Origin of the sequence: Hydrogenophaga sp., from assembly GCF_035481345.1 — a bacterium.
Lineage (GTDB): Bacteria > Pseudomonadota > Gammaproteobacteria > Burkholderiales > Burkholderiaceae_C > Hydrogenophaga.
Genome location: NZ_DATIGV010000182.1, coordinates 23,475 through 36,015 on the forward strand (window position 1 = coordinate 23,475; position 12,541 = coordinate 36,015).

Consider the following 12,541-nt stretch of genomic DNA (forward strand, 5'->3'; position numbering starts at 1 on the left):
CCTTACCCCTTGCCACCGTGCCGCGCCATCAGGCTGGCCTGCGCCGACTGCAGGTGGTGGCGCTGCCGCCCCGAGGCGCCGTGCCCGGCCGCCACGTAGTGGCCGTCGGGCTGCAGCAGCCAGGCGTCGCGCGTGTCGTGCAGGTAGGCGTTGAGGCATTCGTCGATCACCCGCTGGCGCAGCGCCGGGTCCAGCACGGGCCAGGCCAGTTCCACGCGGCGCAGCATGTTGCGGTTCATCCAGTCGGCGCTGGACAGCCAGATCTCCTCATCGCCGTTGACGCGGAAGTGGTACACGCGCGAATGCTCGAGCAGGCGGCCGATGACCGAGCGCACGCGCACGTTGTCGGTGAAGCCCGGCACGCCGGCCGGCAGCACACAGGCGCCGCGCACAATGAGGTCGACCTTCACGCCCTGCTGCGAGGCCACGGCCAGCGCGCGCGCCAGCGGCTCGTCGGTGAGCGCGTTCATCTTGAGCGTGATGCGCGCGTCCTGGCCCCGCGCGGCGGCCTCGCCGGCGGCGGCCACCTTGTCGAGCATGGCCTTGTGCAGCAGGAAGGGCGCGATCAGCGCCTTGTTCAGCTTGGCCAGCCGGTTCTGGCTGGCCAGGTGCAGGAAGACCTGGTCGACGTCGGCGGTGAGCGATTCGTCGGCCGTCAGGTAGCTCAGGTCGGTGTAGACGCGCGCGGTGCCCGGGTTGTAGTTGCCGGTGGACAGGTGCGCGTAGCGGCGCAGGCCGGCGGGCTCGCGGCGGGTGATGAGCAGCATCTTGGCGTGCGTCTTGAGCCCCACCACGCCGTACACCACCTGCGCGCCCACCGATTCGAGGCGCTCGGCGTAGTTGATGTTGGCTTCCTCGTCGAAGCGCGCCTTGAGCTCCACCACGGCTGTCACTTCCTTGCCGCGGCGCACGGCCTCGCGCAGCAGGTCCATCAGCTCGCTCTTGGCGCCGGTGCGGTAGATGGTCTGCTTGATGGCCAGCACGTCGGGGTCTTCCACCGCCTCGCGCAGGAAGGACAGCACGGCGTCGAAGCTTTCGTAGGGCTGGTGGATCAGCACGTCGCCCTGCTGCAAGCGCTCGAAGAACGACTGCCCGGGCGTGAGCTGCTGCGGCCAACCGGGCAGGTAAGGCTCGAAGCGCAGCTCCGGCGCGTCGACCTTGTCGATGAGCTGGTTCAGGCGCACCAGGTTCACCGGGCCGGGCACGCGGTACAGGCAGGCCTGGGGCAGGCCGAACTGCTCGAGCAGGAAGTCGGACAGGAAGGTGGACGCCCCGGCCGACACCTCCAGCCGCAGCGCCTGCCCGTAGTGGCGCTGCTGCAGGCCCTTGCGCAGGGCCGTGCGCAGGTTCTTCACCTCCTCCTCGTCCACCGCCAGGTCGGAGTGGCGCGTGACGCGGAACTGCGAGAACTCGGTCACCTGGCGGCCGGGGAACAGCTCGTTCAGGTGGGTGCGGATGAGGCTGGAGATGGAGACGAAATGGATCTGCCGCGAGCCCTTGACCGAGGGCAGGCGGAAGAAGCGCGGCAGGATGCGCGGCACCTTGACGATGGCGATCTCGTTCTCGCGGCCAAAGGCGTCCTTGCCGGTGAGGCGCACGATGAAGTTGAGCGACTTGTTGGCCACCTGCGGGAACGGGTGGGCCGGGTCCAGGCCCACGGGCATCAACAGGGGTTGCACCTCGTTGTGGAAGATCTCGCGCACGTGGCGTCGCTGGCGCGCGTTGCGCTCGCTGTGCGCCACGATCTTGATGCCCTTCTTCTCCAGCGCGGGCAGCAGTTCGTCGTTGTAGATGGCGTACTGCTGGGCCACCAGCTCGTGCACCTTGGCCGACAAGGCCTCGAAGGTCTGGGCGGTGTAGAGGCCGCGCGTCTCGTACGCCTTGGCCGCCGCCAGCTGCGGTGCCATGCGCACCTCGAAGAACTCGTCGAGGTTGCTGGAGACGATGCTGAGGTAGCGCAGGCGCTCCAGTTCGGGCACGTCGGGGCGGCGCGCCCAGTCCATCACGCGTTCGTTGAACGCGAGGATGCTGTGGTCGCGGTCGAGAAGGGAAAAACGCGGGGCGGTGGGTTGGCCGGTCATGCGCCAATTATGGTTTGGCCGCGCGCCTTTTCACCTTGCGCGATGCCCTCGGGCAAGGCGCCCGGCGCCCAGTGCACCAGCTCCAGGCGGCCGTCCAGGTGCTCCACCAGGGCCGACAGGCTTTCCACCCAGTCGCCGTCGTTGCAATAGAGCGTGCCGTCGATGTGGCGCATCTCCGGCCGGTGGATGTGGCCGCAGACCACCCCGTGGTAGCCGCGCGAGCGGGCCTCGGCCGCCACGGCGCGCTCGAAGTCCATCACGTAGTTCAGGGCCTTCTTGACCTTGTGCTTGAGGTACTGCGAGAGCGACCAGTACGGCAGACCCATGCGCGCACGCAGCGAGTTGAGGTGGTTGTTCAGGCGCAGCAGCAGCTCGTAGGCGTTGTCGCCCAGGTAGGCCAGCCACTTGGCGCACTGGATCACGCCGTCGAAGTGGTCGCCGTGCACCACCCACAGGCGCCGGCCGTCGGCCGTGACGTGCTCGGCCTCGTTGTGCACCTCGATGCCGCCGAACTGGTTGCCATCGAACTGGCGCGCGAATTCGTCGTGGTTACCCGGCACGAAGACCACCCGGCAGCCCTTGCGCGCGCGGCGCAGGAGTTTTTGCACCACGTCGTTGTGCGACTGCGGCCAGAACCATTTGCGGCGCAATTGCCAGCCGTCGATGATGTCGCCGACCAGGTACAGGGTCTCGCTGGGGTGCTGCTTGAGGAACTCCAGCAGCGGGCGGGCCTTGCAACCGGCGGTGCCCAGGTGCAGGTCTGAGATGAAAACGGCCCGGTAGCGGGCGCGCTCCGGGCCGTCGGGGGCGTTGTCGCCGTCGTCGTGATCGACGTCGATGGGCAAGGACCCTCCCCCGCCCGCCTGCAGGCGCGATCGTGCGGCCCAGCCGCCCAGTGCATCAAAAGCGGTTCGCATCAGGCGGTCCCTCCCAACAGGTGTTTGCGGTAACGCGGCGGCAGGTCGCCCAGCCGCATCAGCATGGGCAGGTCGGCGGTGTTGAAGTCCGGGTCCCAGGCCGGCGGGCCCAGCACCTTGGCGCCCAGGCGCAGGTAGCCCTTGATCAGCGCGGGCGGCTCGACGTCGAGCGAGCCGTCCAGCCGGTCCACGGGCAGCGGCAGGCGCGGGCGCACGTGCCAGTCGATGGGTGCGAGGTGGTGTTCGCGCACCTGGCGCCAGAGGCTGGCGGCCAGGCGGCCATCGTGGTGCATGGGGATGCTGGCGCAGCCGATCATCACGTCCAGCCCGTTGCGCTGCATGAAGGCGCCCAGCGCCCCCCACAGCGCCAGGATCACGCCGCCCTGGCGGTGGTCGGGGTGCACGCAGCTGCGGCCCAGCTCCACCATGCGCTCGCGCACCTGGCGCAGGCGGGTGAGGTCGAACTCGGTGTCGCTGTAGGTGCTGCCCACGCGGCGCGCCTGTGCGGGAGTGAGCACGCGGTAGGTGCCGATCACCGCGTCGGTGGCGGCGTCGCACACCAGCAGGTGCTCGCAGAAGTCGTCGAAGAGGTCGATGTCGTGGCCGGGCAGCGGCGTGGCCAGCCGCGCGCCCATCTCGCCCGCGAACACGTCGAAGCGCAGGCGCTGCGCGGCGCGCACGTCGTCCAGGTGGCGCGCCCAGCGCACCTGCAAACCGCCCGCGCGCTCGGGCGCCGGGAGGGCCATGGGCAGCGACGTCGCTGCGGTGATCTGCGTCTTGTCCATGGCCCTCCATGCTGCGACGCACCCGTGGCACGCACGTGGCAGGCAGGTGACGATTGCGTGAAACGACACGGCGCCCGGGCTGACACAATGGCGCCCGTGCCCACCCCGCTGTCTCTCATCCCCCACCCCGCTTCGCCGCCGATCGCGCTCGGCATCACGGTGAGCGTGAGTGCCGAGCCTCGCGAGCTGGTGCTGCACTACCGGGTGCATGGGGACACTGGCGCGGTGCACTGGCCCGAGCCCCGGGGCGGCGGCATGGCCGATGGCCTGTGGCGCCACACCTGCCTGGAGGCCTTCATCGCGCAGGCCGGCCAGGGCGCCTACCGCGAGTTCAATTTCTCCCCGTCGGGCCAGTGGGCCGACTACGCCTTCAGCCGCACGCGCGTGCGCGACGCGCAGACCGGCGCGCCCCAGGCCCCCGTGATCGAGCGGCGCGACACCGCCGACGGCGTGGAACTGGTCGCGGTGCTGGAGCGCCGGCACCTGCCGCCCGGCGCCTGGCAACTGGGTCTGAGCGCGGTGATCGAAGACACCCGGGGCCAGGTGTCGCACTGGGCCTTGCACCACCCCCGGCCCACCCCTGACTTCCACGACCCCGCGGGCTGGACGCTGCACCTGCCCGCCGACTGACCTCGCCCCCCCTACCCACGCCCATGCAATTCGGCATCGAACGCTTCCTGAACGACCCCGCACTGCGCGCACCCCTGGCCGGACGGCGCGTGGCCGTGCTGGCCCACCCGGCCTCAGTCACGCGCGACCTGACGCACAGCCTGGACGCCCTGGCCGCCCTGCCCGACGTGAAGCTCAGCGCCGCCTTCGGCCCGCAGCACGGCCTGCGCGGCGACAAGCAGGACAACATGGTCGAGTCGCCCGACTACACCGATCCGCGTCTGGGCATTCCGGTGTTCAGCCTGTACGGCGAGGTGCGCCGCCCCACCAACGCCATGATGGACAGCTTCGACGTGCTGCTCGTCGACCTGCAGGACCTGGGCTGCCGCATCTACACCTTCATCACCACCCTGCGCTACGTGCTGGAAGCCGCCGCGCGCCTGGGCAAGGCCGTGTGGGTGCTGGACCGCCCCAACCCCGCCGGGCGCCCCGTGGAAGGCCTCACCCTGCGCAAGGGCTGGGAGAGCTTCGTGGGCGCCGGCCCCATGCCCATGCGGCACGGCCTCACCATGGGCGAGCTGGGGCAGTGGTTCATCGCCACGCTGGGCCTGTCACTGGAATACCGCGTGATCACCATGGACGGCTGGCGGCCCGACGAGGCGCCGGGCTTCGGCTGGCCGATCGGCGAGCGCAGCTGGGTAAACCCCAGCCCGAATGCGCCCAACCTGTCGATGGCGCGCGCCTACGCGGGCACCGTGATGCTGGAGGGCACCACCCTCAGCGAAGGCCGGGGCACCACGCGGCCGCTGGAGCTGTTCGGCGCCCCCGACATCGACACCCCGCGGCTGCTGGCCGACATGCGCCGCGTCGCACCGCAGTGGCTGCGCGGCTGCGCGCTGCGCGAGTGCTGGTTCGAGCCCACCTTCCACAAGCACGTGGGCCAGCTGTGCGCCGGCGTGCAGATCCACGTGGAAGACCCCGCGCACTACGGTCACGCGGACTTCCAGCCCTGGCGCCTGCAGGCCCTGGCGTTCCGGGCCATCCGCCTGCAACAGCCCGGCTACCCGCTGTGGCGCGACTTTCCCTACGAGTACGAGCGCGACCGGCTGGCCATCGACCTCATCAACGGCGGGCCGCTGTTGCGCGAATGGGTGGACGACGTGAACGCGCCGCCCGAGGCGCTGGATGATGCCGCGCGGGCCGACGAGGCTGCGTGGATCGAGGCGCGCCGGCCCTTCCTGCTTTACTGAGCGCTCAAGCGACGCTCAGTCCAGCCACTTCTGCAGGAAGCTGGCCGTGCCCATCGCCGGATCCAGCTGGTACCCCGCGAAGCCCACGCGCTGATACAGCCGCATGGCCGGCGCGTTGCCCGACAGCACCTCCAGCGTGAGCTTGCAGGCCCCGCGCTCGCGCGCGATGCGCTCCACCTCGCCCAGCATGGCCTCCGCGATGCCCCTGCCCCGGTGGCTGGCCAGCACGACCACGTCGTGCACGTTCACCAGCGGCAGGCACTTGAAGGTGGAAAAGCCCTCGATGCAGTTGACCAGGCCCACGGCGGCCTCGCCGTCGAAGGCCAGCACGCTGAACGCGTGCGGGCGGCTGGCCAGTTCGGGCACCAGCCGCTGGCGGGCGAAGTCGCTCAGGGGCTCACCGCCGCCGGCCGGATCGCTGGCGTACGCGTCCAGCAGGGCCACGATGGCGCGCGCGTCGGCCGCCCGGGCGTAGTCGGCGCGCCGCACGGAATACACCGCGGCCATCAGGCGGCCCTCGCGGCGTCGGCCAGGCGCTCGGCACTCGCCAGGGCCACGGCGGCGTCGCGCGCCTCCACCATCACGCGCAGCAGCGGTTCGGTGCCGCTGGCGCGGATCAGCACGCGGCCGGCCTCGCCCAGTTCGCCCTCCACCGCCTTGGTGGTGTCGGCCAGGCGGTGGTTGGTTTTCCAGTCCTGCCCGGGCTGCAGGCGCACGTTGATGAGCGTCTGCGGGAACAGCGTCACGTCGGCCAGCAACTGCGCGAGCGTCTTGCCGCTGCCCACGCAGGCATAGAGCACCTGCAGCGCCGACACCAGGCCATCGCCCGTGGTGTGCCGGTCGAGCACCAGCAGGTGGCCCGAGCCCTCGCCGCCGAGGATCCAGCCGTGGCGCTCCAGTTCTTCGAGCACGTAGCGGTCGCCCACCTTGGCGCGCACGAAGCGCACGCCGCGCGCTTTCAGCGCCACCTCCACCGCCATGTTGGTCATGAGCGTGCCCACCACGCCGGGCACGTCCTCGTCGCGCGCCAGGCGGTCGGCCACCATCAGGTAGAGCAGTTCGTCGCCGTTGTAGAGGCGGCCGTGGCGATCGGCCATCTGCAGGCGGTCGGCGTCGCCGTCGAGCGCGATGCCGTAGTCGGCGCCGTGCTCGCGCACCGCGGCCAGCAGGGCCTCGGGGTGGGTGGCGCCCACGCCGGCGTTGATGTTCAGGCCATCGGGCGCGCAGCCGATCTTGATGACTTCGGCGCCGAGTTCGTGGAACACGGCGGGAGCGATGTGGTAGGCCGCGCCATGCGCCGCGTCCACGACGATCTTCAGGCCCTTGAGGCTCAGGTTCTGCGGGCAGGTGCTCTTGCAGAACTCGATGTAGCGGCCCGCCGCGTCGTCCAGCCGGCGCGATTTGCCCAGCCCCGCCGCCGGCACCCACACCGGAGGCTCATCCAGCGCGGCCTCCACGTCCAGCTCCCATTGGTCGCTCAGCTTGGTGCCCTGCGCGCTGAAGAACTTGATGCCGTTGTCGGCGAAGGGGTTGTGGCTGGCCGAGATGACCACGCCCAGGCTGGCGCGCTGCGCGCGCGTGAGGTAGGCCACGGCCGGTGTAGGCACAGGGCCCAGCAGCACCACGTCCACGCCCGCCGAGTTGAAACCGGATTCGAGCGCGGCCTCGAGCATGTAGCCGGAAATGCGCGTGTCCTTGCCGATCAGCACCGCGGGGTGGGCTTCGGTGCGCTTGAGCACGCGGCCCACCGCATGCGCCAGGCGCAACACGAAATCGGGGGTGATCGGGGCTTGACCGACAGTGCCGCGAATGCCGTCGGTGCCAAAGTACTGGCGGGCCATGTCTTGTTCTCCTCGGGTCTGGCTTGTTTTGTGTGACCTCCGGATTATCGCGATCTGACGGGGCCCGGTGCCCAGCGTCAGCGTGCGGCCTGCCACACCTTGAGGGCCTCGACCGTGGCGCGCACGTCGTGCACGCGCAGCACGCGCGCGCCCCGCTCGGCCGCGAGCACGGCGGCGGCCACGCTGGCGTGCACGCGCTCGGCGGGGTGCTGCAGGCCCGTGACCGCGCCCAGCGAGGACTTGCGCGACCAGCCCGCGAGCAGCGGGTACCCCTCCTCCAGCAACTCGGCCTGGCGCGCGAGCAGGCTGAAGTTCTGCGGCACGGTCTTGCCGAAGCCGATGCCGGGGTCCAGCACGATGCGCTCGCGCGCCACGCCGAGCGCGCGCAAGGCCTGGGCCCGCTCGCGCAGGAAGGCGCGCACCACTGGCAGCACATCGCCTTCCAGAGGGGCGACCTGCATGGTCAGCGGGTCGCGGTGCATGTGCATCAGGCACACGCCGGCGCGCGGGTGGGCCGCGACCACGCCGAGCGCGTCGCCCTGGCGCAAGGCCCAGATGTCGTTGACGATGTCGGCGCCCAGGTCGAGCGCGGCGCGCATCACCTCGGGCTTGTTCGTGTCCACCGACAGCGGCACACCCAGGCGCAGGGCTTCGCGCAGCACCGGCAGCACGCGCGCCAGTTCCTCGTCCAGCGGCACGGGCTGGCTGCCCGGGCGGGTGGACTCGCCGCCGACGTCCAGGAGGTGCGCACCCTCGGCCACGAGCTGCTCGGCGTGGGCGATGGCGGCCCGCGTGCTGGCGTGCTGGCCGCCGTCGGAGAACGAGTCGGGCGTGACGTTGACGATGCCCATCACGCGGGGCTCGCTCAGGTCGATGTCGAAGCGGGTGGTGGTCCAGCGCATGACGGGCACATCGGAAGGGAGAAATGAAAACGGGGCCGATGAGGGCCCCGTTCAGGAGGGTACGGCTCGCGCCGCGATCAGGCCGCGTTGGGCGCGGGGTCCGGCGTCACCGCGGGCGAACCCCCGCTGCCACCACCACCGCCCACCGGGTTGCGCGGCGTCCAGTCCTTGGGCGGGCGCGGCGGCTTGCCGGCCATGATGTCGTCGAGCTGTTCGCCATCGATGGTCTCCCATTCGAGCAGCGCCTTGGCCATGGCGTGCATCTTGTCGGCGTGCTCCTCGATCAGGCGGCGCGCCTCGGCGTACTGCTCGTCGATGATGCGGCGCACTTCCGAATCGACCTTCTGCATGGTCTGCTCGGAGATGTTGGTCGTCTTGGTGACCGAGCGGCCCAGGAAGACCTCGCCTTCGTTCTCGGCGTAGACCATGGGGCCCAGGGCGTCCGTCATGCCGTAGCGCATCACCATGTCGCGCGCGATGTGCGTGGCGCGCTCGAAGTCGTTGCTGGCGCCGGTGGTCATCTGGTTCATGAACACCTCTTCCGCGATGCGGCCGCCGAACAGCATGCTGATCTGGTTGAGCATGTACTCGCGGTCGTAGCTGTAGCGGTCCTTCTCCGGCAAGCTCATGGTCACGCCCAACGCGCGGCCGCGCGGAATGATGGTGACCTTGTGCACCGGGTCGCACTTGGGCAGCAGCTTGCCGATGAGCGCGTGGCCGGCCTCATGGTAGGCCGTGTTGCGGCGCTCTTCCTCGGGCATGACCATGCTCTTGCGCTCGGGGCCCATGAGGATCTTGTCCTTGGCCTTCTCGAAGTCCTGCATCTCCACCGTGCGCGCGTTGCGGCGCGCGGCCATCAGCGCGGCTTCGTTGCACAGGTTGGCCAGGTCGGCGCCGCTCATGCCCGGCGTGCCGCGCGCGATGATGGCGGCGTTCACGTCGGTGCCCAGCGGGATCTTGCGCATGTGCACGTTGAGGATCTGCTCGCGGCCGCGGATGTCGGGCAGCGTGACGTAGACCTGGCGGTCGAAACGGCCCGGGCGCAGCAGCGCGGCGTCCAGGATGTCGGGGCGGTTGGTGGCGGCCACCACGATCACACCGAGGTTGGTCTCGAAACCGTCCATCTCCACCAGCATCTGGTTGAGGGTCTGTTCGCGCTCGTCGTTGCCACCGCCCAGGCCGGCGCCACGCTGGCGGCCCACGGCGTCGATCTCGTCGATGAAGATGATGCAGGGCGCGTTCTTCTTGGCGTTTTCGAACATGTCGCGCACGCGGGCCGCGCCCACGCCAACGAACATTTCCACGAAGTCGGAGCCCGAGATGCTGAAGAACGGCACCTTGGCTTCACCGGCGATGGACTTGGCCAGCAGCGTCTTGCCGGTGCCCGGCGGGCCGACCAGCAGCAGGCCGCGCGGGATGCGCCCGCCGAGCTTCTGGAACTTCTGCGGGTCCTTCAGGAAGTCGACGACTTCCTTCACCTCTTCCTTGGCCTCGTCGCAGCCGGCGACGTCGGCGAAGGTCACGGTGTTGTTGTTTTCGTCGAGCATGCGCGCCTTGCTCTTGCCGAAGCTGAAGGCGCCGCCCTTGCCGCCGCCCTGCATCTGGCGCATGAAGTAGACCCAGACGCCGATCAGCAGCAGCATCGGCCCCCAGCTGACCAGGAGGGTCATGAGCAGCGAACCCTCTTCGCGCGGCTTGACGTCGAACTTGACGTTGTTGGCGATCAGGTCGCCGACCAGGCCCCGGTCCAGATAGGTCGCGGTGGTGCGCACGCGGCGGTCGTCGGTGGTTATCGCGACGATCTCGGTGCCGCCCTGCCCTTCCTGGATGGTGGCAGTCTTGATGCGCTTGTTGCGGACCTCTTCGAGGAAGTCCGAATAGCCCACGAAGCCTGCGCCTGCCGTGGCACGGGTGTCGAACTGCTTGAACACCGTGAACAGCACCATGGCGATCACGAGCCAGACAGCAACTTTGGAAAACCAGGGATTCTTCAAGCGGGGACTCCGGTAAGCCGTACGACATGCAACGGCGTTGGGGCGTACGTGCGAACCATTTTAGGCGTTTCAAGTTCTTGACACGGGTGGTTAACCCGTGTCAGCCATGGCTATCGCAAGGATTTAGGCGGCCTATTGGGCCGCAGGAACCGCCTTGAGCCCGATGCCGACCAGGAAGGTCTCGGACGACTTGTCGCGCGAGGCCTTGGGCTTGAGCGCCTTGACGACCCGGAACTCGCTCTTGAACAGCTTGACCAGTTGGTCGTAGCCGCTGCCGTGGAACACCTTGGTCACCAGCGCGCCCTCGGGCTTGAGATGGCTTTTGGCGAAATCCACCGCCAGTTCGACCAGATGGGCGATGCGGGCGGCGTCGGCCGACTCGATGCCCGACAGGTTGGGCGCCATATCGGACACCACGGCGTCGGCCTTGCGCCCGCCCATCGCGGCCTGCAGCTGCTCCAGCACCTCGGCCTCGCGGAAATCGCCCTGCAGGAACTGCACGCCCTCGATGGGCTCCATGGGCAGGATGTCCAGCGCGATGATGGCGCCGTTGAGCTCACCCACCGCCGCGCCCTGGGGCGACAGGCGCCGCCGCACGTACTGGCTCCAGGCCCCGGGCGTGGAGCCCAGGTCCACCACCAGGTGGCCGGGCTGCAGCAGCTTGAGGCTTTCGTCGATCTCCTTGAGCTTGTAGGCCGCGCGGGCGCGGTAGCCCTCCTTGCCGGCGAGCTTGACGTAAGGATCGTTGACATGGTCGTTCAACCACGCCTTGTTGACCTTTTTCGATTTGGTCTTGACTTTCATGCAACCGGGATAATACGGGGATGCCCCAAATTCAACTCACCCCCGCGCAACGCAAGGTCCACCGCGCCGAGGCCCACCATCTGGACCCCGTGGTCATGGTCGGCGGCGACGGCCTGACGCCCGCGGTGGTGCGCGAGACCGATCTCGCGCTCAACGCGCACGGCCTGATCAAGGTGCGCGTGCTGTCCGACGACCGTGCCGGGCGCGAAGCCATCTACCAGCAACTGGCCGACCAGCTCAACGCCGCGCCGATCCAGCACATCGGCAAGCTGCTGGTGCTCTGGCGGCCCAAGCCCGAAGTCGAGCGCGAGCGTGCCGAGGACGAGGACCGCATGCCCGGCCCGCGCGACGTCAAGGTGCTCAAGTTCAGCAAGCGCGGCGGGCAGCGGCCCGAGGTCAAGACCTTGCGCGTGCTGGGCAACCAGCGCCTGACGGCCGGCGGCAAGGTCAAGCGCGCCAAGCCCAAGCCACCGACCAGCGTCAAGAAGCGCAGCCAGACCTGATCAGAGAACTTTGTCCAGCGCCGTCGCCAGGTGGCCGACGGTGCGGTCCACGTTCTGCCACTTCTCCAGGCCGAACAGGCCGATCCGGAAGGTGCGGAAGTCCGGGCCTTCGTCGCACTGCAGCGGCACGCCGGAGGCGGTCTGCAGGCCGGCGGCCAGGAACTTCTTGCCGCTCTGGATTTCCGGGTCGGTCGTGTAGCTCACGACCACACCCGGCGCCTTGAAGCCTTCGGCCGCCACGCTGGGCAGGCCGCGCGACTCCAGCAATGCACGCACCTTGCTGCCGAGTTCGATCTGCGCGGTGCGCACCTTGTCGAAGCCGATCTCACGCGTCTCCAGCATCACGTCGCGCAGGCGCACCAGCGCGTCGGTCGGCATGGTCGTGTGGTAGGCGTGCTGGCCCTTCTCGTAGCCCTCGGCAATCTGCATCCACTTCTTGAGGTCGCAGGAGAAGCTGCTGCTGGTCGTGGCCTCGATGGCTTCTCGCGCCCGTGCGCTCAACATCACCATGGCGCAGCATGGCGAGCTGCTCCAGCCCTTTTGCGGCGCGGAGATCAGCACGTCGACGCCGGTCGCCTGCATGTCCACCCACATCGCGCCGGACGCCACGCAGTCCAGCACGAACAGCGCGCCGACCTCGTGCGCGGCAGCGCCGATGGTGCGCAGGTAACCGTCGGGCAGCAGGATGCCGCTGGCGGTTTCCACGTGCGGCGCGAAGACGACCTTGGGTTTCTCGGCACGGATCGTGGCCGCCACCTCTTCGGCCGGTGCCGGTTGCCAGGGCGCCTGCGGGCCTTCGCCCACGCGGCGCGCCTTGCAGACCACGGCGCCGCCACCCAGGCCGCCCGCGTCGAA

General features: G+C 69.5%; 12 protein-coding genes. 3 read left to right on the forward strand and 9 right to left on the reverse strand.

Annotated features, from left to right (window positions below; genetic code table 11):
- Positions 1 to 2: 2 nt before the first annotated feature.
- The 3 genes from ppk1 to VLG41_RS19080 are packed head-to-tail and all read right to left on the reverse strand — an operon-like array spanning position 3 to position 3,783.
- On the reverse strand, positions 3 to 2,081 hold the full coding sequence (gene ppk1, locus VLG41_RS19070; RefSeq protein ID WP_325350966.1) for a polyphosphate kinase 1: 2,079 nt from the start codon (positions 2,079 to 2,081) through the stop codon (positions 3 to 5).
- A complete protein-coding gene (locus tag VLG41_RS19075; RefSeq protein ID WP_325350967.1) occupies positions 2,078 to 2,998 on the reverse strand; it encodes a UDP-2,3-diacylglucosamine diphosphatase in 921 nt (306 codons plus the stop codon). Before VLG41_RS19075 ends, ppk1 begins: the two co-directional genes overlap by 4 nt.
- Entirely contained in the window at positions 2,998 to 3,783 is a 786-nt protein-coding gene (locus VLG41_RS19080) for a GNAT family N-acetyltransferase (RefSeq protein ID WP_414652517.1), read from the reverse strand. The genes VLG41_RS19075 and VLG41_RS19080 overlap by 1 nt, the downstream gene beginning before the upstream one ends.
- Before the next feature lie 96 nt (positions 3,784 to 3,879).
- On the opposite strand from VLG41_RS19080, the gene VLG41_RS19085 reads away from it, so the two are divergent.
- Positions 3,880 to 4,413 (forward strand): DOMON-like domain-containing protein, encoded by a 534-nt coding sequence (locus VLG41_RS19085; RefSeq protein ID WP_325350968.1) that lies wholly within the window; start codon positions 3,880 to 3,882, stop codon positions 4,411 to 4,413.
- 23 nt (positions 4,414 to 4,436) lie between these two features.
- The gene (locus VLG41_RS19090; RefSeq protein WP_325350969.1) at positions 4,437 to 5,642 is read left to right on the forward strand and encodes a DUF1343 domain-containing protein; all 1,206 of its coding nucleotides are present in this window, start codon (positions 4,437 to 4,439) and stop codon (positions 5,640 to 5,642) included.
- Between the two features lie 15 nt (positions 5,643 to 5,657).
- Here VLG41_RS19090 and VLG41_RS19095 read toward each other — a convergent pair whose 3' ends face one another.
- From VLG41_RS19095 to VLG41_RS19115, 5 genes are all read right to left on the reverse strand, one after another.
- The gene (locus VLG41_RS19095; protein ID WP_325350970.1) at positions 5,658 to 6,149 is read right to left on the reverse strand and encodes a GNAT family N-acetyltransferase; all 492 of its coding nucleotides are present in this window, start codon (positions 6,147 to 6,149) and stop codon (positions 5,658 to 5,660) included.
- The gene (gene glmM, locus VLG41_RS19100) at positions 6,149 to 7,483 is read right to left on the reverse strand and encodes a phosphoglucosamine mutase (protein ID WP_325350971.1); all 1,335 of its coding nucleotides are present in this window, start codon (positions 7,481 to 7,483) and stop codon (positions 6,149 to 6,151) included. Before glmM ends, VLG41_RS19095 begins: the two co-directional genes overlap by 1 nt.
- A gap of 77 nt (positions 7,484 to 7,560) precedes the next feature.
- A complete protein-coding gene (folP, locus tag VLG41_RS19105; RefSeq protein WP_325350972.1) occupies positions 7,561 to 8,385 on the reverse strand; it encodes a dihydropteroate synthase in 825 nt (274 codons plus the stop codon).
- A gap of 77 nt (positions 8,386 to 8,462) precedes the next feature.
- The gene (ftsH, locus tag VLG41_RS19110) at positions 8,463 to 10,379 is read right to left on the reverse strand and encodes an ATP-dependent zinc metalloprotease FtsH (protein ID WP_325350973.1); all 1,917 of its coding nucleotides are present in this window, start codon (positions 10,377 to 10,379) and stop codon (positions 8,463 to 8,465) included.
- A 132-nt stretch (positions 10,380 to 10,511) separates the two neighbouring features.
- A complete protein-coding gene (locus VLG41_RS19115; RefSeq protein WP_325350974.1) occupies positions 10,512 to 11,183 on the reverse strand; it encodes an RlmE family RNA methyltransferase in 672 nt (223 codons plus the stop codon).
- A gap of 20 nt (positions 11,184 to 11,203) precedes the next feature.
- Here VLG41_RS19115 and VLG41_RS19120 point away from each other — a divergent pair, with 20 nt between their 5' ends.
- On the forward strand, positions 11,204 to 11,686 hold the full coding sequence (locus tag VLG41_RS19120) for a YhbY family RNA-binding protein (protein ID WP_189688283.1): 483 nt from the start codon (positions 11,204 to 11,206) through the stop codon (positions 11,684 to 11,686).
- Here the strand turns inward: VLG41_RS19120 and VLG41_RS19125 are convergent.
- On the reverse strand, positions 11,687 to 12,541 hold an 855-nt coding region (locus VLG41_RS19125; protein WP_325350975.1), incomplete at its 5' end, for an aminotransferase class V-fold PLP-dependent enzyme. It lies immediately after the preceding gene.

Bases quoted from the DNA above. Each gene is read 5' to 3' on its own strand.
- ppk1 (WP_325350966.1), bottom strand. From the start codon at position 2,081: ATGACCGGCCAACCCACCGCCCCGCGTTTTTCCCTTCTCGACCGCGAC.
- VLG41_RS19075 (WP_325350967.1), bottom strand. From the start codon at position 2,998: ATGCGAACCGCTTTTGATGCACTGGGCGGCTGGGCCGCACGATCGCGC.
- VLG41_RS19080 (WP_414652517.1), bottom strand. From the start codon at position 3,783: ATGGACAAGACGCAGATCACCGCAGCGACGTCGCTGCCCATGGCCCTC.
- VLG41_RS19090 (WP_325350969.1), top strand. From the start codon at position 4,437: ATGCAATTCGGCATCGAACGCTTCCTGAACGACCCCGCACTGCGCGCA.
- VLG41_RS19095 (WP_325350970.1), bottom strand. From the start codon at position 6,149: ATGGCCGCGGTGTATTCCGTGCGGCGCGCCGACTACGCCCGGGCGGCC.
- glmM (WP_325350971.1), bottom strand. From the start codon at position 7,483: ATGGCCCGCCAGTACTTTGGCACCGACGGCATTCGCGGCACTGTCGGT.
- folP (WP_325350972.1), bottom strand. From the start codon at position 8,385: ATGCGCTGGACCACCACCCGCTTCGACATCGACCTGAGCGAGCCCCGC.
- VLG41_RS19115 (WP_325350974.1), bottom strand. From the start codon at position 11,183: ATGAAAGTCAAGACCAAATCGAAAAAGGTCAACAAGGCGTGGTTGAAC.
- VLG41_RS19120 (WP_189688283.1), top strand. From the start codon at position 11,204: ATGCCCCAAATTCAACTCACCCCCGCGCAACGCAAGGTCCACCGCGCC.